Here is a 24,277-nt window from a genome sequence, read left to right on the forward strand (position 1 = left end):
TCGCCCTCAGGCGCGCGCGTAGAGGAGGTATTCGGCGTTGCCGTGGGTGCCTTCGATGGGGCTCGGCGCGGTGGCGACGACCTTCAGGCCGTGTTCGCGCGCGCATGCGGTCACGTCGTCCAGCGCCTTGACGCGCAACGCCGCGTCGACGACGACGCCGTGGCGGTCGAGCCCCGCCCGCCCCACTTCGAACTGGGGTTTGACGAGCAGCACGATGTGCGCGCCGGGCGCGGCGATCCGCGCGATCACGGGAATCACGTAGGTCAGGGAGATGAAGGAAACGTCGGAGACGATCATCGCCGGGGCGTACGGCAGGCCGTCGGCCGTGACGTCGCGGATGTTGACGCCGCTCATCTCGATGACATGTGGGTCGTTCGCGACGCGCGGGTCGAGCTGGCCGTGGCCGACGTCGAGCGCGACGACCCGTCGCGCGCCGCGGCGCAGCAGCACCTGCGTGAACCCACCGGTGGACGCGCCGATGTCGAGGCAGTCGAGGTCCGCCGGCTCGGGCAGTCCGTGCGCGGCGAACACGTCGAACGCGCCGACGAGCTTGTACGCGCCGCGCGAGACGTAGTCGTCGCCCTTGTCGACGACGATGCGCGTGTGCGCGGCGTCGCCGATCGCGTAGGCGGGTTTGGTCACGACCTTCCCGTTGACGGTGACGTGCCCGCCTTTGATGAGCCGCTGCGCCTTGGAGCGCGAGTCGACCACTCCCCCGGCGACGAGCCACAGGTCGAGACGGTCGGGCATGTCGATTGGCTCGTCATCGGCCTCGTACGAGGTGATGCCGTCGTTCGTCATTCTCGTTCCCTCCCGTTCCATGGCTGGTGCGCCGGTGTGGTGAGTCGGTGTCAGTCGCCAATCGCGTCGAGTTCGCGTTTCAGCTCGTCGAGCAGGCCGTGCAACGCGGCGATGCGCCCGTCGTCGTCCATCTGGTCGAAGCCGGGCAGCACGTCGGCGATGTCGCCGGTGGGCGGCGTGGCCGGGGCGTCGTTCGCGACGCCGTTCACGGTATCGCCGTCGCTCACAGCGTGAACTCCGGCAGCGTGATCGCGGTCATGTCGATGCCGGCGTCGGCGGCCTGCCACGCCGCGCAAATCGCGGCGCGCAGCGCGTCCACGCTCGACGCGTCGAAGACGGCGAGCGTGCCGGCGGCCGCGTCCAGCGTGGCCTCGGCGTCGCCGCACGTCCACCGTCCGTCGCCGTGGTCGCACGGTTCGGGCATGGTCTCGCCGAGCGCGCGCAGGTCCGGCGCCACGTAGGTGGGGCGCAGGTGCGCGGGCGCGAGCATCAGCTCATGCGGGTTCGTGACGCCGGTCAGCACGGCGAGGGAGTCGTAGCCGCCCCGGTTGCCCGCCTCGATGTCGGTGTCGAGCCGGTCGCCGATGGCGATGGACTCGTCCTTCGGGACGAGCGCCTGGCCGCCGGACGCGTTGAGTTCACGCGCCTCGTCGTACATATACGATTCGGGTTTGCCCGCGGAGGCGACCGGTTCGACGCCGGTGGCGGCGATGACCGCGCGGATCATCGAGCCGCAGCCGGGCGCGATGCCGAGCTCGCGCGGGATGGTCAGATCGCGGTTGGTCACGAAGTACGTGGCGCCGGCTTCGACGGCGAACGCGGCGTTCGCCATCATCTGCCAGGTCATCTCCGGGAACCAGCCTTGGATGACGGCCGCGGGCTCGGTGGTCGGATCGTCGGTGACGACGAGTCCGGCGCGCGTGACCTCCTCGCGCAGATGCTCCGCGCCGACGACGAGCACGGTGGAGCCGGCGGGCACGGCCTTGGCGACCATGCGGGCGGCCACCACCGAGGAGGTGATGACCTGCCAGGGTTCGACGTCGAGATCGAAGCCCTTCAACTGGTCGGCGACGACGTGCTGGAAACGCGACGAGTTGTTCGTCGTGTATTCGATGGTCATGCCGGCGGCCTCGGCGGCGCGGATGGACGCCGCGGCGTGCTCCACCGGGTTCTTGCCCCGGTAGACCACGCCGTCGAGGTCGAGCAGCGCGAGCTTGTAGGCTTCTGCGATCGGAGCCGTGGTGCCTTTGAGGAATCGCGTCATGCGTCCGCTCACGCCTCGGTCGTCTCGGATTCGTCGGAGGAGGACTCTTCCGGAGTCTCCTCGGCGGATTCGTCGGAAGCCTGTTCCGGCTCGTCGTCGGATTCGGCGCCTTCGGCGGCCTCTTCGGCCGGGGCCTGCGTCTCGTCGGTGTCGGCGGTCTCGCCGTCGGCGGACTCCTCGGAATCCTCCTGGGTCTCCTCCTCGGCGTGGGCTTCGGACTCGGACTCGCCTTCGGCGGCATCCTCGTCCGCGTCCTCATCTTCGGACTCCTCGTCGGACTCTTCGGTCTCGTCCTCGGGCGCGTACTGGGCGTCGTCCTCGGAGATGCCGAGCTCGGCGAGCACGTCCGGATCGTCGAGGTGCTCGAGATCGTGGTCGATGATCACGTCGTCGCTCTCCTCGTCCTCGTCGAAGTCGGCGTACTGGTTCTCCAGCTTCTCGATGACCTGGTCGAGGGCGATGGCCTCGTCGGAACGGCCGGCCTCCTCGAGGAACAGCTGCTCGGCCTGCAGGGCGCGCATGCGGTAGCTGCCGGCCAGACCCTTGGAACGGCCGAGCGTGTGCACGATCTCGATGGCCTTGTCCCAATGCTCCAGATCGCCGAGCGCGCCGGCGTACACGAGGAACATCTCGGCCTTGGACTCGCCCTTCAGGTACTTGGCGTCGTCGGAGACGGCCATCTCGATGGCCTTCTTCGGGTTGCCGAGGCCACGCTCGCAGTCGGCCATGAACGGCAGGTAGTCGAGGTAGCCGTTCATGCGGTACGCAGTGCGGAACTCCTTGAGCGCGAGCTTGTAGTCGCCCTTGCGGTAGGCGACGAACGCGAGCGTCTCACGCGCGAAGTCGATGCGGGAAGCCTGCTTGGCGACCCACTGGGCGTGCTCGAGCGCGGCCTGCGGGTCGTCGTCGAGCAGCGTGTACGCGGCGAGGATGTGCAGGCCGATGTTCTCGGCGTGCTCCTTGGACAGGCCGCGCAGACGCTCCTTCTCGTCCTTGGAGAGCATGCCCCACACCATGCCCTTCGGCATGCGGGGCTCGTTCGGACGACGGTCGGTGTACGGGTTCTGCGAGGGGAAGCTCACCGCGCCTTCGCCGTTGCGGCGCGCAGCACCCTCGCGACGGTCGTCGAAGCGCCGGGAATCATCGCGCTGGTAGCGCGGATTGCCGCCACGGTCGCCGCGGTTGTCCCGGCGGTCGTCGCGACGGAAGTCGCGGTCGCCGTCACGACGGAAGTCACGACGGTCATCGCGGCGATCGTCACGATGGAAATCACGGCGATCGTCCTTGTGGAAGTCCTTGCGGAAGCCCTGACGCTCGCCGTCGCGACGGTCATCGCGACGGAAATCACGATCGCCGTCACGATGGAAGTCCTTGCGGAAACCGCCCTTGCCGCCGCGACGATCGTCACGATGGAAATCACGGCGGTCATCGCGACGGAAGCCGCCGTTGCCGCAGGAGCCGCCGTCACGACGGAAATCGCGGTCGCCGCCCTGACGCGGGCCCTTGTGGAAGTCACGACGCTCGCCATCGCCGTCACGACGGAAATCACGATCGCCATCACGATGGAAGTCCTTGCGGAAACCGCCGCGGCGATCGTCGTCACGACGGAAGCCGCCGCGTTCGCCGTCCTTGCGGAAACCGCCCTTATGGAAGCCGCCGGACTTGCCGTAGCCGCGACGTTCGCCGTCACGGCGGAAGTCGCGGTCGCCGCCCTGACGCGGGCCCTTGTGGAAGTCACGACGCTCGCCATCGCCGTCACGACGGAAATCACGATCGCCATCACGATGGAAGTCCTTGCGGAAACCATCCTTGTGGAAATCCTTGCGGTAGCCGCCGCGACGCTCGCCGTCACGGCCCTCGCCGTCGCGACGGAAGCCGCCGCGCTCGCCGTCCTTGCGGAAACCGCCCTTATGGAAGCCGCCCTTGCCGCGCGGCTTGAAGCCGTTGCCGCCGCGGGAGCCGGGACGGCCGGAACCGTGGCCGTAGCTGCCCTTGCGGCCGCCGAACGACTTGCCGGAACGCTCGTTGCCTTCTGCCATGTTGTGTATGCCTTTCTCTACTACGAAAGTCTTGGATGATGCGCGTGTGCGCGAACGGACGCGCGCCGGTTCAGCGCTTCTCGACGGCGCCGAGCGCCTTCTTGCCGCGGCGGATCAGCGCGAAACGGCCCTGCAGGAAGTCGTCTTCGCCGAGCGTCGCCTCGTCGCTCTCCACACGCGTGTTGTTGAGGTACACGCCGCCGGACTTGATGGCGCGGCGCGCCTCGGAGACGGTCTTGAACAGACCGGCGGCCTGCGCGGCGTCGATCACGCGCACGCCCGCCTCGACGGACGGGAACACGTGCCCGCCGTTCTCGTCGACGACCTTGAAGCCGTCGAGCACCGATTCGAGCGTCTCCGCGTCGATGTCCTTGAGGTCGCCGCCGCGGCCGAACAGGGCGGCGGAGGCGTCGATCGCGGCCTGCGTGGCGGCCTCGCCGTGCACGAAGCTGGTGACCTCCCAGGCGAGCGCCTTCTGCGCCTCGCGACGGCCCGGATTGGTCTTCGACTCCTCGACGAGACGCTCGATCTCCGCCTTCGGCAGGAACGTGAACGCCTTCAGCAGGCTCTCCATCTCCACGTCCGGACGGTTGATCCAGAACTGGTAGAACTTGTACGGCGAGAGCATCGTCGGGTCGAGCCAGACGGCGTTGCCCTCGGACTTGCCGAACTTCTTGCCGGACGCGTCGGTGATGATCGGACTGGTGAACACGTTGACGTCCACGCCGCGCACCTTGTGGATGAGGTCGAGGCCGGAGGTGAGGTTGCCCCACTGGTCGGAGCCGCCGAGCTCGAGCGTGCAGTGGTATTCGTCGTACAGGTGGAGGAAGTCGTTGCCCTGCAGCACCTGGTAGCTGAACTCGGTGAAGGAGATGCCCTCCTCCGAGTTGAGACGGCGGGCGACCGTGTCCTTGGCGAGCATCGTGCCGAGGCGGAAGTTCTTGCCGACGTCGCGCAGGAAGTCGATGACGCTCATCTGCGCGGTCCAGTCGTAGTTGGAGACGAAACGCACCGGGTTGTCGCCGTCGGTGACGAGGATGCCGCCGATCTGCTTCTTCAGGCGTTCGGCCCAGCCGGCCACCACGTCCTTCGGGTTGAGCGTGCGCTCGCCCGACTGACGCGGGTCGCCGATCAGACCCGTGGCGCCGCCGACGAGGGCGATCGGGTGGTGTCCCGCCGCCTGGAGGTGGCGCATGTTGATGAGCTGGACGAGGTTGCCGATGTGCAGGGAGGCGGCCGTCGGGTCGAAGCCGCAATAATAGGCGATCGGCTCCCCGTTCAACGCTTCTGCGAGTCGATCGCGGTCCGTGGACTGCGAGATCAACCCGCGCCATTCCAGCTCATCGAGCAGGGTGTCGAACCCCGCTTCTTTGAAGTCGATGACGTGAGCCATAACTGGTCGCTCTCCCTATCGAATTGTGGGTATTGTCTTGGATGCGCCCGGATTCCGAGCGCCTACCAGTCTCGCATGCCGCGGCGACAGTGCCGCGCGGCACGCATGCGGCATCGCCCGCGACGCAGCATGCGCCGCGATGTGCGCCGTGACGCACGTCATCACCGGCCATTGCGGCGCAGCTTCTCGAACGCCTCGCGCAGCTGCTGGAGGGCCTCGTCGTTGCGCGTCGCCTTGAGGCGCGGGAAGGAGACGATCATACGGCGCTGCTGGCGGTTGAAGGCCTTGCCGGCGGTCTCGCGGATGCGCAGCATCAGCTCGGTGGACATCTCCTTGCCGGAATGCCAGGTGCCGCCGACCTTCTCGCCGATCGTCTCGCCCACCTTGCCGGGCACGCCGCCGAGACGCTCGTTCGCGCCGGCGGCGACGCCCGCGGCGAGCTCGGCGGCGCGCCCGGTCGCCTCGCCCATCGCACCGCCGACCTTCTCGCGCACCTCGCCGAACGCGTCGCCGTACTTGGCGACGGCCGTCTGGAACTGTTCGAGGCTCTTCTCGAAGTCGACGATGCCGATCACGGTGACCACCGCGTCGACGGTGATGGCGACGAGAAACACGGCGCACATCACGTGGATCAGGACCAGCGGGATCATCGCCGTGACGCGCGCCACCTGCGGCTGGACGACGTCGACGATGGCGACGCCGCCGATGCCGAACACGATCGCGCCGAGCAGGCAGATGCGGCCGTTGAGGTTGAAACGGAAATGCGAGTAGTCCCACCAACGGGCGTGGAACAGCTCCTCCATCGCCCAGGAGGTGAAGTATTCGAGGATGCATGCGCCCACCGAGGAGACGAGGAACACGACCACCGGATCGCGCTGGCCGCCGAACACGACGATGGCGAGCACCGCGCCCGTGCCGTAGATCGGGCACAGCGGGCCGTTGAGGAAGCCACGGTTGACGGGGCGGCGCTGCTGCACGGAGACGAGGACGGACTCGTACACCCAGCCGCAGAAGCTGTAGAACAGGTACCACAGGAACAGGTATTCGAGGAAGAGCATCGTCATCGCGCGCGCTCCTCGTCCTTGCCGTCCTTGCCTTTGTTGAACCGGTCGAGCGAGAACGTCTCGCGCGTGGCGGACAGCTTGTCGGCGGCGGTGACGAGCCACCCCTCCACGTAGCTGGGCGCGGTGGGTGTCATCGGGAACATGTGGCAGGAGATCGAATCGCGTTCGATCGCGTTGAGACGGAAGTCGCGCATCGCGTTGAGCAGCGCGGCGTTGCCGTGCGTGAACCCGTGCAGCCGGTGCGCGCCGCCGTCCCAGTCATGCCAGTCGTAGAGGAAGTAGTCGTGCAGGAGCGCGGCGCGCACGAGCGACTTGAGGTCGACGCGGTCCCACAGGTGCGCGCGGTCGGCGAGCCAGACGGCGAGGCACGCCACGCGGATGGAGTGCGCGAACGTCGACACGTTGCCGTGCTGGTAGTTCGCGCGTTCGCGCTGCATGTTCGGGTGCGCGAGCACTTCGCGCCCGTTTTCGGCGACGATCCGCCGTATCTGCGTTCGGGTGAGCAGACGTCCCACGATGTCGATCCCCTATCAATCGGTTTCCGTTCGGTGCCGATTGTACGAAGGAGATGTGTCGGGTGCGCTCGTCCGCGGGGATGATTCACAAGGCGATTGCAGACGGGCGGGACCGACGTTCCGGCGGACCGCCGGTTGTGGTCATTCCCCTTGCGTCTGTCGGTCCAGATACTCGCGGTAGGCGCGGAACCCGCCTTCGAGGCTTGCCACGTCGTAGCCGCGGTCGGCGAGGATCTCGGCGACCTCTTCGCTCCACCAGCCTTCCGCGCAGAAGACGACGACGGTGCGTCCCACCGGGACGGTCTTCAAAACCCGCGCGAGCGGGTCGAGCGGCGCGTTGATCGCGCCTTCGATCGGATGCGCGGCCACATCGGCCGGCTCGCGCAGGTCGAGCAGCGTGACGTTCCGCTTGTCGAGTGCGGCGAATTCGGCCGGCGTGATGCGGCGGATCGCGGATTCAGCGGTGTCGGGCGCGGTCATGGCCGCGTCGGCGGCGTCGCTATCGGCATGCCATGCGATGGGCATTGGTTCCCTTCTCTCCTTGGTTGGCCTCTCCCCCAGTCGGCTTCGCCGACAGCCCCCTCAACAGAGGGGGCCAAAGAGACGATTCGGTGTCAGATGGCGCAGGCGGGTTGGATGTAGCGGTCCGGGTCGAGCGCGGTGATGGTCGGATGTTCGCCGCACACCGGGCAATCGGGCACGCGTTTGGGCAGCGGCACACGGCGGATGTTCATCGTGAGCGCGTCGACGGTGAGCATGCGCGCGACGAGCGGCTCGCCCACGCCGGCGATCAGTTTGACCGCCTCCGTCGCCTCGAGACTGCCGATCACGCCGACGACCGCGCCGAGCACGCCCGCCTCGCGGCAGGTGGGGATCTCGCCGGCCGCGGGTATGTCACGGAAGATGCAGCGATAGCAGGGGCCCGCGCCCGGCACGACGTCCATCACCTGTCCGGCGAATCCGACGACGCCCGCGTGGATGAACGGTTTGCCGGCGAGCACGCACGCGTCGTTGACGAGGAACTTCGCGGAGAAGTTGTCGGTCGCGTCGATGACCAGATCGTATGGGGCGATGAGGTCCGCGACGTTGCCGACGTCGACGAGCGTGTGGTGCGTCTCGACGGTGACGTCCGGGTTGAGCGCGCGGATCGCCTTGGCCGCCGATTCGACCTTCGGCTCGCCGACGGACGCGGTGGTGTGGATGATCTGGCGTTGCAGGTTGCTCAGGTCCACGACGTCGCCGTCGACGAGGCCGATGCGGCCCACGCCTGCGGCGGCGAGGTAGAGGGCGGCCGGCGAGCCGAGCCCGCCCGCGCCGACGATGAGCACGCTGGACTCCAGCAGCCGCTTCTGCCCCTTGACTCCCAATCCCTTGAGGATCAGATGCCGCGAATACCGTTCAAGCTGTTCATCCGAAAACGCCATTACTCTCCTTCATTCTCGGCTCCCCTTGTCTGCGAGCCACCCGTCCGATGTGCCCTCACTCCGGCTCCCCTTGTCAGGGGAGCTGTCCGCGTAGCGGACTGAGGGGTAGTCTCAGTGCAGGTACCCCGTGGTCGGGCTGGACGGCACGGCCTGTCCCTCCGTCACCTTGCCGAGTCCGGCGAGGTAGGCGGCGCGCCCCGCGTCGATGGCGTGCTTGAACGCCTCGGCCATGAGCGGGATGTTGCCGGCGGAGGCGACGGCCGTGTACGCCATGACCGCATCCGCGCCCATCTCCATCGCGTCGGCGGCCTGGCTGGGCCGGCCGATGCCCGCGTCGATGATGACCGGCACGTTCGCGTTGGCGATGATGATCTTGATGAAGTCGCGCATGCGCAGGCCCATGTTGGAGCCGATGAGCGAGCCGAGCGGCATGACGGCGGCCGCGCCTGCCTCCTCGAGCTGGCGCGCGGCGATCGGGTCGGGGAACATGTACGGCATGACGACGAAGCCCTCCTTGGCCAGCATCTCGGTGGCACGGATGGTCTCGGCGTTGTCCGGCAGGAGGTACTTGGTCTCGTGCTCGATCTCCACCTTCACGAAGTCGGTATGACACACTTCACGCGCGAGGCGGGCGATGCGCACGGCCTCCTCGGCGTTGCGCGCGCCGGACGTGTTCGGCAGCAGCGTGATGCCTTCGGGGATGTAGTCGAGCACGCTGTTCTCGGTGGTGGTGGCGCGGCGCAGCGCCATCGTGACGATCTCGGTGCCCGCATGTTCGACGGTCGCCTTGATGAGGTTCAGGTCGTAGCGACCGGAGCCGAGGATGAAGCGCGAGTGGAACTCGTGCCCGCCGAGGTTGAGCGGCTTGTCTTCGACGGGCAGGATCGGCGCGGCGGTGCCGACCGGGTTGACGACCGAGGGCTGCGGCGGCAGCGGCGTCGCCTCGACGGACGCTTCGGTGACCGGATTGATGTTGCTCATGATATTCCCCTTCCTTGGGTTGATGTCTATTGTGCTCCCGCTGGCGGGAGCTGTCCGCGAAGCGGACTGAGGGTGGTCAGCGGACCAGCCCCTTCACGTCTCAGCCGCCCTGGACGAACTGGACGATCTCCATGACGCTCTGGTCGTCGAGCATCGCCTCGCCGCGCTTGTCGCGCGGGATGATCTCGCCGTTGAGCTCGATGGCGACGCGTTCGGCCCTGAAGCCGTGTGCTTCGAGATACTCGGCGACGCTGACGGGCGCGTCGAGCGTGATCTGCTCTCCGTTGACCTGCATAAGTCCTCGTTCTCCCTTCCGGATTCTCGGTCCGGATATCAAAAAAGGGTGCACGAAAGGAACCGTACCCTAAGTGGTGCGCCCATTCATGAACCCGGTCATGCGACCATGCGGCGCGGATGCCCGGCCACACGGCTTGGTTATCTGGTGCGAACGAGGGCGTTGGGACGTTCGAGGCTCCCGAGGCCTTGGCGAAAGAAGACGATTCCTTACGGCGGCATGACCCGCGTCAAGTTCCCCGGTCGAAGCTGGCGCTTCCTCTCAGCCTTGCGGCTCCCGTTCGTGCTGAAGCCCAGTGTAGATGTCGACGATGACATCCTCTCCCGCTCCCACTGACAGCAATCGGCCGAAGCCCCTCCTTCCCCGCTCCCGCTGGCGGGAGCTGTCGTCGAAGACGACTGAGGGTGGTCAGGAGTCCGGCCCCGAACCACCCTCAGTCCCGCTACGCGGTCCAGCTCCCGCCAGCGGGAGCGACGACGTGCTTTAGAACGTGCCGGGGGCCTTGTACGACGGGCCGTCGGACGTGGAGTCGGCGAAGACCTTGAGCTCCTCGACCTCGCGCTTGGCGTCGACGATCTGCTCGCGCACGCGGCCGTAGGCGGTGCCGCCTTTGCCGTTGCGGGAGTCGACGGAGCCGTGGCTGGAGAGTACCTCGCGCACGCCCGGGGCCTTCTCGGCCGGCAGGAACGCGGCGAACGTGGACTTGAAGTCCTCGTCGGTCAGGTCCCACAGCTCCTGGCCGCGGCCTTCGGCGATTTTCACGCACGCGCCGGAGAGCTCGTGGGCGTGACGGAACGGCACGCCGTTCTTGACGAGCCATTCGGCGATGTCGGTGGCGAGCGCGAAACCGGTGGGGGCTTCGGCTTCGAGGCGTTCCGCGTCGAAGCGCATGGTCCGGATCATGCCGGTGAACGCGGGCAGCAGCACCTCGAGCGTGTCGACCTGGTCGAACACGGCTTCCTTGTCCTCCTGCAGGTCGCGCGCGTACGCAGTGGGCAGGCCCTTGAGGGTGGCGAGCAGGCCGGTCAGGTCGCCGATGAGGCGGCCGGACTTGCCGCGCGCGAGCTCGGCGATGTCCGGGTTCTTCTTCTGCGGCATGATCGAGGAGCCGGTGGAGTAGGCGTCGTCGAGCTTGACGAACGCGAACTCCTGCGTGTTCCAGATGATGATCTCCTCCGAGAGGCGCGAGATGTCGACGCCGGTCATGGCGGCGACGAACGCGAATTCGGCGACGAGGTCGCGCGAGGCGGTGCCGTCGATCGAGTTGTCGGTCACGCGGGAGAAGCCGAGTTCGCGGGCGACGGCCTCCGGGTCGAGGCCGAGCGTGTTGCCGGCGAGCGCGCCGGAACCGTACGGGGAGGCGTTGATGCGCTTGTCCCAGTCGATGAGGCGTTCGATGTCGCGCAGCAGCGGCCAGGCGTGGGCCATGAGCTGGTGGGCGAGCAGCACGGGCTGGGCGTGCTGCATGTGGGTGCGGCCGGGCATGACGGTGCGGCCGGCCTTCTCGCTCTGGGCGATGAGCGCGTTCACGAGTTCGATGAGGAGCTTGGCGATGACGCGCGCGTGGCGGCGCAGCCACATGCGGATGAGGCAGGCGATCTGGTCGTTGCGGGAGCGGCCGGCGCGCAGTTTGCCGCCGAGCTCGTCGCCGGCGATGTCGATGAGGCCGCGCTCGAGCGCGGTGGCCTCGTCCTCGTCGTCCTCGATGGGCGCGAAGGTGCCGTCGTCCACGTGGCGCTGGAGCGTGTCGAGCGCGTCCTCCATGCGCTTGAGCTCGTCGTCGGTGAGGAGTCCGGCGCGGCCGAGGGCGCGCGCATGGGCGCGGGAGCCGGCGATGTCGTCGTCGGCGAGTCGCCAGTCGAACTGGGTGGACTTGGACAGGCGGGCGAGCGCGGCGGACGGTCCGGAGGTGAAGCGGCCGCCCCACAGGGCGAGGTGTTCGGTGTTTTCGGCCATGCAGGTCTCCTTCAAGGGTTCATGGATGCTGCTCGGATGATTGCGGATCCACGCACACGCGCGTTCCGCGGCTGTCCGCCAGCCTATCAGCGTCGGACTACATCGCCGGAGCCGGCGGACAACACCACCATGCCCGGCGGCATTCTCGTGTTCAATATCTTCGCCGCACTTGCCCAGTTCGAGCGTGGCTTCATCCGAGAACGTACCAACGCTGGGCTGGAGACCGCGCGCGTACGAGGGCGTAAGGGCAGGCGGCCTGTAAAGCTCAACGAAAAACAGGTTGCTGAGATACGACGTCTCTATGCTTCAAACACCGTTACGGTTAATCAGATTGCAGCCATGATGGGAGTAGGTAGAGCAACGGTATATCGATCACTGAAACGGCAGAGCCAGTAAATCCTTGTTCAAGGAGTTACTGTGGAACAATCGATTGGAAAGCCCGTTCAACAATAGCTTCACGATATGACAATGACCTAATGTTATTAGCATTTTCATTATCAATAGAACCAGTATCAATTTGCAGTATGTGAAGACGGTTTTCCAAGAGCAATTTGTGTAAAAGATTTTGTCCACGCTTCTGGTCGACCATACTGTTTCCGTAGCTATTAAGCAAACTTGACACTCGAATGAATAATTGGTTGCGCTCTTTGGGTCTGTCAGATGGATAAAAGAACGTTAATTCTACATGGGAAGAATATAGATCAATATAGTCGAATATAGATTTGAAATATGAATAATCCGCTTCTCCGAGTCCGTGGCCGTAGAATTTCAAGGCTGCAAAAGGTACACCATCTCTGTATAGGCGGAAAATGTCCGTATTCATCGATGACGCTTCCTGTTGTAAAACCCTGAAAGTTTTTGTAAATTGCTGAACTTCAATATGGTTCATATATCTCGAATAATGTGCCGAGTCTATGCCGAAAATAATATTGTGATCCCCGAGCATTCCGTGTACGTTCCGCCAAGTTCCTATTTCGGAGCTAGGAAGAGTGGTGCTTGGGTTCACTCTCGTGTAGTTGAAAGACAATACATTATTGATGATTGTGACGCTACGACTATATGGTGATGCGCCATTTTCATTGTACTGTGAAATCAGTTTAAAAAGCTCTTCTGCGTTTTTTCGATATGAAATATCAGTGGCTTCTGCTTGGAGATATTGTTCAAAATCGTCTTCCAGATTTTTAAGTTGGAGGAATAGGAAATCTGCTAAACTTAGATCTCCAATTTGTGCCAATGAGCACAGGGCAGGTAGAGATGGGAGTGTTAGTTCCTCACCTGGATGAAGATTGTTTCGCCAGCTATTATATTCATCTATCGCTTTTGTTTTCCCTTTTGCATTATCGGCAATAAAATCATTTAACCAATCCCTATAATCCTTACTTATATTATACGAATCGTATAACTTAGAGACCCATTTGGCAATCACTGCTTCGATATCCGTCCAAGATGGATTAATCTGACGCTCTTTCTCAAGAATAAAATCCCAAACGCTGACATGATGAGACGTATCCCCATTTTTCTCAGCCTCTAACCATTCTTTCAGATGATTAATACGTGTGGCATAGTAGTCCGAAAACGAGGAGGGCAACCCGCATTCAAGATCGAACCCGTTGCCGAGAATAATAAGCTGATTTATTTCGTTGTTCATTGAAGTACCTTGTCATATTGCGTGCGGACGTCGTATTCGAGGTCGGGGTGGTCTTTTGAGAGGAGTGCGAAGTGGACACGTGCGCAGTCGATCTTGGACTGTTCCTCGGGGCGGGTCGCGGCCAGACCGTTCTTGCCGCCTTTGGTTTCGATAACGAAGTAGACCTTCTGTCTGCCGTTCTTCTCCTCCACGTACGCCCAGTCCGGGTTGTATGAGCCGAATGGGGTGTCGATGGTGAAGCTGTCGGGCAGTTTCGCGCAGAAGAGCACGTCGTCGGCGCGGTCGAGCTGTTGGGCATAGGGGCGTTCGATGGTCGCGGAGTCATAGACCACGTAATCGTATAGCCATTTCTCCAGATGGCTTGGCGGGAACGCGTTTTGTTTGAGGTAGCCCTTCATGCCGTGGGGCGAGAGCACGTTGATCTTGTACCATTCGTCCTCGGGCAGCTTCGTATACGTGATGCCCTTGGGCAATACGACGCGCTTGGCCTTCTGGATGCAGGCGGCGACCTGCGTGATGAACGTGACCGGATCCACCGTGAACTCGTCGAGACGCCCGCATCCTTCGAGGATGCGTTTCAGGGTCCTACGGGTCAGTCCGACCACATCCTGCAGTTCGCGGATCGGGTCGGGCAGGTCGTAGCTCAGGCCCTGCGACGTGTCGATGACGGACATGCGCGCATCCCCTGCTGCCACGCCGGCATCGTCGATGTCGATGTCGGAGCGATAGCTGTGGATCTCCACGGGGCGGATCTTCTCCATCTCCCTGATGTATTCGATGGATTGTGCGACGAGCGCGTCACTGTCCACGTTCAGTTCGAACTTCGTACGCGGACGGATACGCTCCCATAATTCCCGGAACGCGCTATTGTCCACGGCGTCGGCGTTGAGACTGACCTCAACCTCCTCGGCCTTGTCACGAATCTGGAGTTTCTCGGCCTTGTGCGCGATGACCTGTTCGATCTGGTCTCGCATCGGCTCGAACTCGTCGGGCAGGTCGAGCGATCCGTCCTCGACGGCGGTCTTCAACACCTCGGTGATCTCGCCCTTGCCGGTGACAAGGCCAGCGGAGGCGAGATGCTCGTACACGGCCTTGGACTTGTCGAAACCGAACAGCTCATCCGTGGTCTCGCCGTTCGCATCGACTGTGTGCAGGTTGGTGAACGATTCCGGCGTGAGCACGCCGAACCTGAATCCCGATTGCTCGAACTCGGATTGCAGGCCGCGTGCGAAGTCGTTGTAGGATTCGTTCGCGATCACGGTCAGCGTGTTCGCCTCAGGTTCGAAGCAACGACGGCCGGACTGGTCGACGCACAGGCGCAGACCACGGCCGATCTTCTGCCGTTTGGTCATCGTGTCCTTGGTCTCCACGAGCGTGCAGATCTGGAACACGTTCGGATTGTCCCAGCCCTCCTTCAACGCGGAATGGCTGAAGATGAACGAGTAGTCCTTCTCCGCGTCCCTGCCGTCGGGGAAGGAGACCAGGGTCTCCTTTTTGCGCATGATGAGCTGGAACGTGTCCGTGTCGGCGGCCGTGCTGCCGCTCGTGTCCTTGAACCGTTTCTTCTTGTCCTCGGAGAAGTATCCGGTGCGCACGCGCTTGGGATCATCGATAAGTGGGATTCCGGCTTTTTCGTAACGTCGCTGCCATTTCGCGCTGTTCACAAGATTCCGGTATTCCTCGTCGAACATGCGCGCGTACTCGCCGTCGGCGGTGCCGTTGTCCAGATACTCGCGGTATTTGGCGACCTTGTCGATGAAGAACAGGGACAGCACCTTCACGCCGCGCGGCCACATCTCCAGCTGGGTTTCCAGGTGGTCCTCGATGGTTCTGCGGATCTGGGCGCGTTTGATCAGTTCCGCGGACACGTCGCCCTTCGCTTCACCCAATTCCAGATAGTCGCCGTTCTGGAACTCGATCGATTCCATGCCTTCGGCCGTGTCGATGTTGCTTACGATCCAACCGGCTTTGTAGTCCGTGTTATAGCCGCTCTTCTCGTACAGGTCCTGGCCGACTTTGACCGTTACGCCCTTGCGCTTCTGACCGCCGTCCTTCTGCCTGACGTCCAACGTGACCTTCGCTCGATACGGCTCTCGGCTCACGGAGTCCAGACGCACGTACGAACCGTTGAGATTCGCCTGCGAGAGCACCGAATCCACGCAGATGCCCTTGACCAGATGCTCCTGGAACGCGTCCACCGGCGTCAACCGGTAGACCATGTTGTATTTCTCCTTGTGCGTGGCGGAATAGCGAAGCACGAACAACGGATTCAGACTCCTGATGGCCTTCTTCGCCTTCGCGGTATTGTCCACGCTCTGCGGCTCGTCGATGATCACCATCGGACGGCACTCCGCGACCATCTCCTGCGGGGAACGCCCGCCGGCCAACCTCTCGCTCTTACGATGGAACAGGTTCGACCTGTCCTCGTCGCCGTTCTTATCGAACGCCTTGTTGAACGCGCCGATGTTGATGATCATCACCTGAATCGACGAGCTCATCGCGAAATTACCGACCGGCCCCATGTTGTTCGAGTCATACACGAAATAGTCCAACGGCGTCCCGTCGTACAAGGTGTCGAAATGCTCCTTCATCGTCTCGAAGGACTTCCGCACGCCCTCGCGGATCGCGACGGACGGCACCACGATGATGAACTTCGTCAACCCATACCGTTGATGCAGCTCATAAATTGTGCGAATATACACGTACGTCTTGCCCGTGCCGGTCTCCATCTCCACCGTGAAATCACGCAGACGCCCATCCGTCAGCACTTCGGTCTTCGGCAGACAACCGCGCTCCTGCACCGCATGCAGACCATCCACGAGACGCCGTTCGGAAACACGCAGGTCGTTGGCGAAACCGATGCTGACGTTGTCCCCACCGACACCGAGCTCCTCAAGCCACTGCTCGGAGGCGCCGGCCGTGAACCGCGAGGTGCGGAACTCCTGATCCCTGAACAGGTCCGCCACCGCATTGATGGCATCAAGCTGGTACTGCTGGTCGCTGGAATACTGGAATCGCAACACCATGTCACACCGTCCGCAACTCGATCTCGTCACCATCGGCCGACGCGCGGCCGAAAATGGCCTCGGCGTTCAGCTTCAACGTGTCATCCAGCACCGAATCAAGAATCAGCACACGACGCGGACGATCCTCCAACGAGGCAATACGTTCCAACACGGGAACGGTAAGACCTTCATCCATGCAGCAGATCAACTCGCCCTTCGCCACCGACCAGCACGTATAACCATCCAGAGTCAACGGCTCGATCGGCAGCGACAGGTCAAGGCCCCACTTGAGCATGACCTCGAACAGCACATCCTCCTTGGAGCGATCGCCCTTCACCATGCTGTCCTGCAACGTCAGACCGTTACTGGCATCGAACTCCTCGATGTTCGACGAATCAAGCGACAGCACGCGGAAACCAATATCCGGGACAGGCTTCGGTTCGGCACCAAGTTCCAGCTGCCGATTAGACTCCTCTATTTCAGACCTGATTTTTTGGCCTGCACGACGAATACGTTCCTCCGACAACGAGCAAAGTGTACGTGGTTCATTGATTGAATCGCATAAATCAATAGCATCTTGAATGACCTGTTTAGTGCTTTGTTTTGTGGCTGAAGCTAGATTGGATTCGAGAGATTCAGGCAATTGAACAAGGATGAATCGTCTATGACCGTCATCTATAGCATTCCTCATCATTACTGCATGGGCTGTGGTGCCGGAGCCAGCAAAGAAATCAAGAACAATGGAATCAGGAGAATCAGAATACGAGATTAATTCTTCGATTACTTCTTCATCTTTCGGATTGTCAAAAACTTTGGATCCCATTAGCGAGGCTAGTCGTTTTGATGCAGCACGCCCATCCTTATATATGACACTGTAAGGAACCTCCATCTCAGTATCTTTGAGGTAGCGCTTGTAGCAGGGAACTTTCGTCTCGTCTTTACCAAACTCGACTTCACCATTTTTGATGGCTTCCGCCATTCGTTCCGGAGTGGAAAAGAGCCAGCCTCTGGAAGGAATGGCGACAGGCTTCTTGGTCACAGGATGAAGCACTTCGTATCGAGGTCCGCCGCCACCAGGCCATGAAATGTTATCCGCAAAATATATTCCACGAGAGTCCACGGACGAGTAATGTTTGTGCTTCTTTGCTGGGTCAGAATCAGGAAGCTGCTTATACCAGCCCCTTAGACAAGTTTGTATACGTGAGTAGTCCGTCCCATACTGCTCTTTCAGCTGCTCATATTTTTGGTAAATTGACTCGAGTCCTTGCTTTCGTTTACGCCATTTGATTCTGTTGTCGATAAGATACTGCTTGGATTTTGCGTAGCAAAGAATATACTCATGAGACACGGATATGTATTTGGAATCGTTTTTTCGCCCTGCTGCCCAAATCATTTGTGCAATAAAGTTCGATGGCCCCATGATTTCGTCGGCAATTTCACGAAGATTGCCGACCTCAGCCTCATCGATACTGATGAACAAAGTACCATCTGGCGTTAAAAGTTCGCGAGCAAGTCGGAGCCTCGGATAAATCATTGAACACCAGTCAGAATGGAAACGTCCATTTGTATCGGGATTCGCCTGGCCAGTGATATTTGCTTGATTTTTATAGTTGTTAATAGAATCGCCGAACTTGTCGTTGTAGACGAAGTCGTTGCCGGTGTTGTATGGCGGGTCGATGTAGATCATCTTGACCTTGCCGTGGTAGGAGCGCTGGAGAAGTTTGAGGACTTCGAGGTTGTCGCCTTCGATGTAGAGGTTCTTGGTGGTGTCCCAGTCGACGCTCTTGTCCTTGCGCGGACGCAGCGTGGCCGTGGAGGGCGTCTGGGATTGGCGGATGGCGTCGCGCTTGCCGGGCCAGGTGAACGCATAGCGCTCGGGAGAATCCGTTACGAAATCACCGAGAATCTCACGCAGTTTATCGAAATCAATCGTGCCGTCTGCCCCCCCTCAGTGCGGATTTCAGGGAACAGATGGCATAGTTTTCCGATGTTTTCCTTGACGATGTCGGCCGATTCGATCGGCAGCTTCGTTGCCTCGTCAGTCATGGCACAGCTCCTTGATGTGGTCCACTATGGTTTGCGCTTCTTCTTTTTTACCTGATTCGATTACGCGGATCTCGGCTGACTCGCCGAACGTCGTGTCTTTGTCGCGCCGCTTGGCCCGAAGCCTGCTGATCTCCGCGTCCAACCGTTTCAACCGGATAATGTTTTCGCGGATTTCCTCACGACGTGACTGGCTGGGACTGGGGGTAAACCCGAGTCTCGGGCGGACGTTGTGGAACAGTATGGCGTCCTGCATGCCATGCGTGTAGTCCAGCAGATCGTTCTGGGGCAGATTGTCATACCTGAGCATTTGCCAGAGCTCCATGACGGATGCGTCCATCGGGTCGAGTATGTCAGTGGATTCGACGGATTCGATGACCATGGCACCGATTTCGGCGAGGTTCTTGCGTTTCACTGCGATCGACACCATGCGCCCGTCAAGCAGGTCCATTGTGCGCATGAGCAGTACCGTGGGATTGGGCAATGCGCGATGCAGCAGCATTGCCAGCTCGTTCGTCCTGCTCCAGGAGACAAGCGTGCAGTCGAGGTAGATGACGGCCTGGATGTCGTACGTGTCATCGATGTGGGGCAGGATACCCGTGTCCGATTTGCCGATGGTCGCCCAACTGCGCAGTTCGGAGAGATTGACGAGCTGTTTCCGCTCCCGTTTGGATAGTCCGGCTCGGTCGGCGAACACCGTTTTGGGTATGCGCTTGTCCTGAAGCGTTACTTCCGGCAACTGAAGGTAATGGTTCCATTCGATGGTCATGCCGGTCACCTCATGACGACAAACGAGACGAGCGAGTAATCGTCGAACCCGAGCCTGCCTGCGGATCCAGTGGGCTCCCCGAGATCGAACAGACTGTCGATTGCGGTTTTCTCCTCGGTACCGTTGATGCGTTTGACGGCCGCATCCAGCAGCTTCGTGTAGCGGCTCATGTCCTGTCCGTCGTCGGTCTGCCGGTTGAACCGGTCGCATAGTTCCTTGATCGACTGCTCCCGGCCGGCGCATACGGCGCGCATGTAGTCGAGCGCGGTCTTGGGATGCGCGTGCGTGGTCTTCGCCTCGCCCTTGTCGGTCACGTACACGATGCAGTACGGGAACGTCGGGTTCGATTCACGCGACCCCTTGGACTCGTCGTTCTGTTTGAGGCAGAAGATCACGCCAGGTTCGATGTCGCCGCGCAACGCATCAGGTATGCGGGTAACGGCATGCAGCCCCATGGGAGACTCGTCGAGCATGCCGGGGTGCGCCTGCATGTAGCGTTTCAGTTCGACGCGGAAGTCATCCAATGCGAAGTCGGTGATGGAGATATTGCCCGAGATGTCCTCCAGGTCGAGCACCTCATGCTGCAGCTGCTGCAATTGGCGTTTGCGGTATTTGAGGTCGTTCATCTCATCGTTACGCTTGCCTTCGAGCACGTTCTCGTCACCGGTGGCGGACGAGTCGAGCAGGACCATACGGTTCTTGACCCGGCCTTCGAGACGGATGTATTCGTCGAGGTCAATGTCCGGCCAAAAGTCGACCAGTTGGATGCGCTTGTTCGTGGAACCGAGACGATCGATGCGGCCGAAGCGTTGGATGATGCGCACAGGGTTCCAGTGGATGTCGTAGTTGACCAGACAGTCGCAGTCCTGCAGGTTCTGGCCTTCGCTGATGCAGTCGGTCGCGAACACGATGTCGATCTCGCCGTCCTTGCGCCGTTCATCGGACAGTTCCTTGGACATGGGCGAGAAGTGGGCGAGCACGTCCTCGAACGTGGTGCGTGGCAGCTTCAACGTGGACTGCGTCCCGGAGGCGCCGGTCACCAGGGCGCTGTCGATTCCGTAATCCGTCTTCAGAGATTCGGCCAGTGTGTCGTACAGGTATCGTGCGGTGTCGGCGAACGCGCTGAACACGAGAATCTTGCGGTTGCCCTTGTTGTACGGGGTCGTCTCGATCTTGGTCTGCATGAAGTCGCACAGTTCGGCAAGCTTCCTGTCGCGCTCCGGCGTGACCATACGCGCGTAGCCGAGCAGCCGCTCCAGCAGTTCGATGTCGCCGTGCAGCTCCTCACGCACCTTGACCGCGTCCACGTCACGCAGGTCGACCTGCACCTTGCCGGCGGCCTGGAACTCCTCGGCGTCGTCGTCCTCGTCGAACGAATCCGTCAGATCACTGTCGTCGAACCGGGACAGGCCATGCGATTTGACTTTGGCAAGCTGCGCGTCGAGCGTATGCGCGCCCTTCAGGATGCGTTCCAAGGAAAGACGGAAACTGTGGATGCTGCTTTCGAGGCGTTTGAGCAGGTTGACACGCATGAGACCGGCGATGGCCTGCGTGCGGTCCTTCTGTGCCTGGAAGCTCTTGCCCCACGAGTCGCCGTATTGCTCCACGTATTTCGCCTGCTTGTTCGGCAACACGTAGGCGAGCAGCTGGTATTGCGGGAATCGCAGCGCGGCGATCAGATCGTTCAGATCCGCGATGGGTGGCAGCTCGTCCTTCGTGTCGATGGACGGGTGCTTCGAGATGGGCTTCAGGCGTTCGGGGAACTTCCCGCCGCCGTTCGACGCATAGTATTTCGCGATGTGCTTGCGTCCGCGCGCGATGGTGAAGATGTCCAGCAGCTTGAAATAGTCGCCGTTCAGCGATTCCACGAACGACTGGGTGGTGCGCTCCTCGTCGGGCAGCTCGCTCCACTCCTTGAACCGCTGCTGCGCGGTCTTCGTCACGTAGTTGATACTCGGAATATCGTCCGACTTGGCCAGATACGCGTCGTCGTCCTCGGTGATGATGTCCAGCTGGTTGCGCAGGTCGAGCAGACGGTTGTTCACCGGCGTGGCCGACAGCATCAGCACCTTCGTGCGCACACCGGACTTCACGATGTCGTTGATCAGACGGTAGTAGCGGGATTCCGTGGTCGTGTCCGTGGGACGGTTGCGGAAGTTGTGCGACTCGTCGATCACCACCAGATCGTAGTTCGCCCAGTTCAACGTCTCCAAGTCGATGTCGCCGCTCATGCCGCGGTGACGGGACAGGTCGGTATGGTTGAGCACGTCATAGTTGAACCGGTCCGCCGCCAGGATGTTGCGCGTATCGTTGCCCCGGTACATCGTCCAATTGCCGCGCAGGCGCTTCGGCGCCAATACGAGCACGCGGTCGTTGCGCAGCTCGTAGTACTTGATCACCGCCAACGCTTCGAACGTCTTGCCCAGGCCGACGCTGTCCGCGATGATGCATCCCTTGTACTTCTCCAACTTGCGGATGGCTCCCACCACGCCGTCCTTCTGGAAGTCGTACAGACGATTCCACACCACCGTATCCTGGAAATTCAGGCCGGGCTTGATCGGGTCCTCCTCGTTCTCGTCCACGAAATCACGGAACACATGGAACAAGGTGAGGAAAAACACGAACTCGGGCGCGTTCTCCCGATACAGGGTCTCCACCTGCTCGATCATCTGCTCGGTCACGTCCTCCAGTAGGCCGGGAGTGTTCCACAGCTGGTTGAACATCGTCAGCTGCGGCTGCGCCTCCGACGTGCTCTCGAAATGGTTGATCATGGAGATCACACCGGGCTTGCGCTCGTATCCCAAGCCCTCAAGGGTGAACGGAACGCTCATGCCCGTGAACGCCTGCACGGAATGCTGTCCGTTCTCCACGACATACATCGAACCGGTCTGCAACCGGTTGGCCGTCCTCGCGGACTTGAACTGCGCATGCCAGCGGATCCATTCCGCACACTCATGAGCCAACGCGCGTTGGCTCAGGTTGTTGCGCAGCGTCAATTCCAAGTCCACGCCGCCTACGCCACGCTCGCGTGAACGCTGTGAGACCGCGAACTCCTTCGGCTCCTTCGCATTCGCCATGCGCTTGACGAACGTCGGCTCGCTGAAGATGAACCGCAGCTCCTCCACACCCTGCAGTTCCTCGCGCATGCGACCGTACGCGAAAATCGTGAAATACGACGCGATCACCGACATCTTCGCGTTCCGGTCCAACGCGTGCCCCAACGCGTCGCCCAGCCTCTTCGGACCGATATTGTCAAGCAGCTCCATGTCATCCGACCTTTACCGACGATGAATACTCATTCAGGGATTCCCGCACCGTTGTCAGAACGGAAGCGCCTGCATCGCGCCTATAAGGTCCTTGACCTGTTCGCTGACTCCGGCTGACACTCCGGCGCTGATGCCCATGCCTATCGGCGCCAGCAACCCCTTGATTGCGGTCAAGCCGCGAGCTATCAAGGAATCATCCGGCTCCGGAGCGTGAATCTGACCTCTCACGGAATCTATCTCGGAAGAAAGCGGGCGGACTTCAGCCGCATCAAGGTTCCATCCGGCCAATTCGTCAGATAGCCTACCGAGCAATTCCTCCAACTCCCGATAACGCTCGGGAAGAACCTCGTTTGTCGAGATGCTCATCTGTTGTTGCACGTGATTGCCGACCGCGACGTTCCCATAATTGTCACCATTGACCAGAGGCGCGTCCACATTGATTTCCACAGGCTTGATGTCATTCATCCTTTTCTCCATGTCCCGCGCATTGCGCGCCATGCGCTTGGACTCGGCGATTCTCTCCTCATTGAGTTTCTTCTCCAATTTCGATACATCACCGTCCAGCGAGGACAGGCGCTTTTCGTAAGTGGCGCGGCGAGCCATAGCGTCGCTCGCCAGCTTCCTATGACGCTGCTCTTCGCGCAGCTTGCGCTGTCTGGCGGAGTCCTGTTTCGTCCTAGCGGCAGCCTGAGCGGCTTTCCCTGCCTTGGCAGTCTCGTCCGCAGCTGTTCTCGCATAGGCGCTGATCTTACTTTGCGTATCCGTCTGCTGCTTCCTTTTCCCGGCAAGCTGTCTGGCCAATTGGTCAATTGACATGTATCGCTCCTTCTTGATGTCTGCTGGATTTCGCTCTTTCGCCGTGCATTTCCGTCACCCGTTGACGACGGCGAGAATCTCCTGACGTGTTAACAATCTCCATCGGGTGGAGCAGTAGTCCGGTTGTGACATGCTGCGCGCAATCTTGACTTTCTCATATGAGTCAAGCATCCGCTTATAAACGGGAAGCATGGGCATGTGCGAATTCCCTTTATCGCTGTATCGCGAGGAATCGTCAGCCGTCCATGACCAACGGCCGGTACTGGCGAGATAATCCACGTAAGACGCCATCGAACCCTCGACGTCGTCATTGCGGTCGAACCCACGATAATGACAAGATGATTCATCGATTCCCTGTTTGTCATGCTCCTGCAGCGACCTGTAGCCATCACGCAGATCGCGCAGCATGTCCAGCAAATCCCAGATCATCTCACAGTCGCGCCTGGGAAGCTCCTCGTGCATCTGAGACAGGATACGGGAGTACTCCGCGACGTATCCTTGACGAAAAGCCTCGGCGTCCGTCTCATACGATTCTGCGTCATCAGGATGCAACGAGGCCATCAGATCATTCAACCGCATCATCATGTACCGGTCGGCCGAACCCAGCGAATAAGGCGCATCGGCACGGACTTCTTCGATGGAGCCGGTCAACTCGCCAATCTGCGCATTGATCAGAGCGCTGACAGTGGTGGATCGATCTGCTGCCATCCGCTCCAAAGCGGCTTTCACCTCATCTGCCATACGGAGCGAGACCACAGCCACGCAACCACCTCCTCCTTGTAATACTGTATGACAACTATTGTACTACAGTTTATTTATGAGTGGCAAGATGCCCGCAGCGTGACGTTGCGGCATCTCGTAACGGGTCGACCCGTATTGTTCGAGTAGCTTCTACATGCTCTATGGCGATGGGTTCATTCACATGTTCATATGCGAGAGTTGAGCAGGCGTTACACGACGTTCTTGTGTTTGACAGCTGGACCCGACGTAGACGCTCT

At 61.3% G+C, this 24,277-nt stretch carries 21 protein-coding genes; 1 reads left to right on the forward strand and 20 read right to left on the reverse strand.

Annotated elements, in window-relative coordinates; genetic code table 11:
- Nucleotides 1-6: 6 nt before the first annotated feature.
- From AC1AYN_RS07765 to argH, 12 genes are all read right to left on the reverse strand, one after another.
- Nucleotides 7-801 (reverse strand): TlyA family RNA methyltransferase, encoded by a 795-nt coding sequence (locus AC1AYN_RS07765; protein WP_476532815.1) that lies wholly within the window; start codon nt 799-801, stop codon nt 7-9.
- A gap of 50 nt (nt 802-851) precedes the next feature.
- Complete coding sequence (locus AC1AYN_RS07770; RefSeq protein WP_476502108.1) at nt 852-1,028, reverse strand: hypothetical protein; 177 nt, start codon at nt 1,026-1,028, stop codon at nt 852-854.
- Entirely contained in the window at nt 1,025-2,065 is a 1,041-nt protein-coding gene (locus AC1AYN_RS07775) for an HAD-IIA family hydrolase (RefSeq protein WP_476532877.1), read from the reverse strand. The genes AC1AYN_RS07770 and AC1AYN_RS07775 overlap by 4 nt, the downstream gene beginning before the upstream one ends.
- 8 nt (nt 2,066-2,073) lie before the next feature.
- Nucleotides 2,074-4,104, reverse strand: a complete 2,031-nt coding sequence (locus AC1AYN_RS07780) for a tetratricopeptide repeat protein (protein ID WP_476532816.1) — start codon at nt 4,102-4,104, stop codon at nt 2,074-2,076.
- A gap of 70 nt (nt 4,105-4,174) precedes the next feature.
- The gene (gene tyrS / locus AC1AYN_RS07785) at nt 4,175-5,497 is read right to left on the reverse strand and encodes a tyrosine--tRNA ligase (protein ID WP_476532817.1); all 1,323 of its coding nucleotides are present in this window, start codon (nt 5,495-5,497) and stop codon (nt 4,175-4,177) included.
- Nucleotides 5,498-5,658: 161 nt separating this feature from the next.
- Nucleotides 5,659-6,555 (reverse strand): putative ABC transporter permease, encoded by an 897-nt coding sequence (locus tag AC1AYN_RS07790; RefSeq protein WP_476532878.1) that lies wholly within the window; start codon nt 6,553-6,555, stop codon nt 5,659-5,661.
- A 2-nt stretch (nt 6,556-6,557) separates the two neighbouring features.
- Nucleotides 6,558-7,076 carry an HD domain-containing protein gene (locus AC1AYN_RS07795; protein WP_476502105.1) on the reverse strand — a complete coding sequence of 173 codons (519 nt, stop codon included), beginning with the start codon at nt 7,074-7,076 and terminating at the stop codon, nt 6,558-6,560.
- A 141-nt stretch (nt 7,077-7,217) separates the two neighbouring features.
- Nucleotides 7,218-7,601 (reverse strand): rhodanese-like domain-containing protein, encoded by a 384-nt coding sequence (locus AC1AYN_RS07800; protein WP_476532818.1) that lies wholly within the window; start codon nt 7,599-7,601, stop codon nt 7,218-7,220.
- 89 nt (nt 7,602-7,690) lie between these two features.
- The gene (thiF, locus tag AC1AYN_RS07805; RefSeq protein ID WP_476532819.1) at nt 7,691-8,500 is read right to left on the reverse strand and encodes a thiazole biosynthesis adenylyltransferase ThiF; all 810 of its coding nucleotides are present in this window, start codon (nt 8,498-8,500) and stop codon (nt 7,691-7,693) included.
- A gap of 111 nt (nt 8,501-8,611) precedes the next feature.
- Nucleotides 8,612-9,481 (reverse strand): thiazole synthase, encoded by an 870-nt coding sequence (locus AC1AYN_RS07810; RefSeq protein WP_101621613.1) that lies wholly within the window; start codon nt 9,479-9,481, stop codon nt 8,612-8,614.
- Nucleotides 9,482-9,581: 100 nt separating this feature from the next.
- Nucleotides 9,582-9,776 (reverse strand): sulfur carrier protein ThiS, encoded by a 195-nt coding sequence (gene thiS / locus AC1AYN_RS07815; RefSeq protein ID WP_476532820.1) that lies wholly within the window; start codon nt 9,774-9,776, stop codon nt 9,582-9,584.
- A gap of 483 nt (nt 9,777-10,259) precedes the next feature.
- On the reverse strand, nt 10,260-11,732 hold the full coding sequence (gene argH, locus AC1AYN_RS07820) for an argininosuccinate lyase (RefSeq protein WP_476532821.1): 1,473 nt from the start codon (nt 11,730-11,732) through the stop codon (nt 10,260-10,262).
- A 129-nt stretch (nt 11,733-11,861) separates the two neighbouring features.
- Between argH and AC1AYN_RS07825 the strand changes: the two genes are divergently transcribed.
- Nucleotides 11,862-12,128: a helix-turn-helix domain-containing protein gene (locus tag AC1AYN_RS07825; protein WP_476532879.1), complete on the forward strand. Its 267-nt coding sequence runs from the start codon at nt 11,862-11,864 to the stop codon at nt 12,126-12,128.
- Nucleotides 12,129-12,144: 16 nt separating this feature from the next.
- Here AC1AYN_RS07825 and AC1AYN_RS07830 read toward each other — a convergent pair whose 3' ends face one another.
- The 8 genes from AC1AYN_RS07830 to AC1AYN_RS07865 form a co-directional block, all read right to left on the reverse strand.
- Nucleotides 12,145-13,380: an AbiH family protein gene (locus AC1AYN_RS07830; RefSeq protein WP_476532822.1), complete on the reverse strand. Its 1,236-nt coding sequence runs from the start codon at nt 13,378-13,380 to the stop codon at nt 12,145-12,147.
- On the reverse strand, nt 13,377-16,406 hold the full coding sequence (locus AC1AYN_RS07835) for a restriction endonuclease (protein ID WP_476532823.1): 3,030 nt from the start codon (nt 16,404-16,406) through the stop codon (nt 13,377-13,379). The genes AC1AYN_RS07830 and AC1AYN_RS07835 overlap by 4 nt, the downstream gene beginning before the upstream one ends.
- A 1-nt stretch (nt 16,407) precedes the next feature.
- Entirely contained in the window at nt 16,408-18,072 is a 1,665-nt protein-coding gene (locus AC1AYN_RS07840; RefSeq protein WP_476532824.1) for a site-specific DNA-methyltransferase, read from the reverse strand.
- A 200-nt stretch (nt 18,073-18,272) separates the two neighbouring features.
- On the reverse strand, nt 18,273-18,431 hold the full coding sequence (locus AC1AYN_RS07845; protein WP_476532825.1) for a hypothetical protein: 159 nt from the start codon (nt 18,429-18,431) through the stop codon (nt 18,273-18,275).
- A complete protein-coding gene (locus AC1AYN_RS07850) occupies nt 18,424-19,197 on the reverse strand; it encodes a DUF4391 domain-containing protein (protein WP_476532826.1) in 774 nt (257 codons plus the stop codon). Before AC1AYN_RS07850 ends, AC1AYN_RS07845 begins: the two co-directional genes overlap by 8 nt.
- A gap of 5 nt (nt 19,198-19,202) precedes the next feature.
- On the reverse strand, nt 19,203-22,463 hold the full coding sequence (locus AC1AYN_RS07855) for a helicase-related protein (RefSeq protein ID WP_476532827.1): 3,261 nt from the start codon (nt 22,461-22,463) through the stop codon (nt 19,203-19,205).
- Between the two features lie 54 nt (nt 22,464-22,517).
- Complete coding sequence (locus AC1AYN_RS07860; RefSeq protein ID WP_476532828.1) at nt 22,518-23,279, reverse strand: hypothetical protein; 762 nt, start codon at nt 23,277-23,279, stop codon at nt 22,518-22,520.
- A 54-nt stretch (nt 23,280-23,333) separates the two neighbouring features.
- On the reverse strand, nt 23,334-24,041 hold the full coding sequence (locus AC1AYN_RS07865) for a YfbU family protein (protein WP_476532829.1): 708 nt from the start codon (nt 24,039-24,041) through the stop codon (nt 23,334-23,336).
- Nucleotides 24,042-24,277: the final 236 nt, after the last annotated feature.

It is taken from the genome of Bifidobacterium sp. LH_413, from assembly GCF_056357015.1.

Excerpts from the sequence above, each read along its gene's own strand:
- AC1AYN_RS07765 (WP_476532815.1), bottom strand. The coding sequence starts at position 801 with ATGACGAACGACGGCATCACCTCGTACGAGGCCGATGACGAGCCAATC.
- AC1AYN_RS07775 (WP_476532877.1), bottom strand. The coding sequence starts at position 2,065 with ATGACGCGATTCCTCAAAGGCACCACGGCTCCGATCGCAGAAGCCTAC.
- AC1AYN_RS07780 (WP_476532816.1), bottom strand. The coding sequence starts at position 4,104 with ATGGCAGAAGGCAACGAGCGTTCCGGCAAGTCGTTCGGCGGCCGCAAG.
- tyrS (WP_476532817.1), bottom strand. The coding sequence starts at position 5,497 with ATGGCTCACGTCATCGACTTCAAAGAAGCGGGGTTCGACACCCTGCTC.
- AC1AYN_RS07790 (WP_476532878.1), bottom strand. The coding sequence starts at position 6,555 with ATGCTCTTCCTCGAATACCTGTTCCTGTGGTACCTGTTCTACAGCTTC.
- AC1AYN_RS07800 (WP_476532818.1), bottom strand. The coding sequence starts at position 7,601 with ATGCCCATCGCATGGCATGCCGATAGCGACGCCGCCGACGCGGCCATG.
- thiF (WP_476532819.1), bottom strand. The coding sequence starts at position 8,500 with ATGGCGTTTTCGGATGAACAGCTTGAACGGTATTCGCGGCATCTGATC.
- AC1AYN_RS07810 (WP_101621613.1), bottom strand. The coding sequence starts at position 9,481 with ATGAGCAACATCAATCCGGTCACCGAAGCGTCCGTCGAGGCGACGCCG.
- thiS (WP_476532820.1), bottom strand. The coding sequence starts at position 9,776 with ATGCAGGTCAACGGAGAGCAGATCACGCTCGACGCGCCCGTCAGCGTC.
- argH (WP_476532821.1), bottom strand. The coding sequence starts at position 11,732 with ATGGCCGAAAACACCGAACACCTCGCCCTGTGGGGCGGCCGCTTCACC.
- AC1AYN_RS07825 (WP_476532879.1), top strand. The coding sequence starts at position 11,862 with ATGCCCGGCGGCATTCTCGTGTTCAATATCTTCGCCGCACTTGCCCAG.
- AC1AYN_RS07830 (WP_476532822.1), bottom strand. The coding sequence starts at position 13,380 with ATGAACAACGAAATAAATCAGCTTATTATTCTCGGCAACGGGTTCGAT.
- AC1AYN_RS07835 (WP_476532823.1), bottom strand. The coding sequence starts at position 16,406 with ATGGTGTTGCGATTCCAGTATTCCAGCGACCAGCAGTACCAGCTTGAT.
- AC1AYN_RS07840 (WP_476532824.1), bottom strand. The coding sequence starts at position 18,072 with ATGATCTACATCGACCCGCCATACAACACCGGCAACGACTTCGTCTAC.
- AC1AYN_RS07845 (WP_476532825.1), bottom strand. The coding sequence starts at position 18,431 with ATGACTGACGAGGCAACGAAGCTGCCGATCGAATCGGCCGACATCGTC.
- AC1AYN_RS07850 (WP_476532826.1), bottom strand. The coding sequence starts at position 19,197 with ATGACCATCGAATGGAACCATTACCTTCAGTTGCCGGAAGTAACGCTT.
- AC1AYN_RS07855 (WP_476532827.1), bottom strand. The coding sequence starts at position 22,463 with ATGGAGCTGCTTGACAATATCGGTCCGAAGAGGCTGGGCGACGCGTTG.
- AC1AYN_RS07860 (WP_476532828.1), bottom strand. The coding sequence starts at position 23,279 with ATGTCAATTGACCAATTGGCCAGACAGCTTGCCGGGAAAAGGAAGCAG.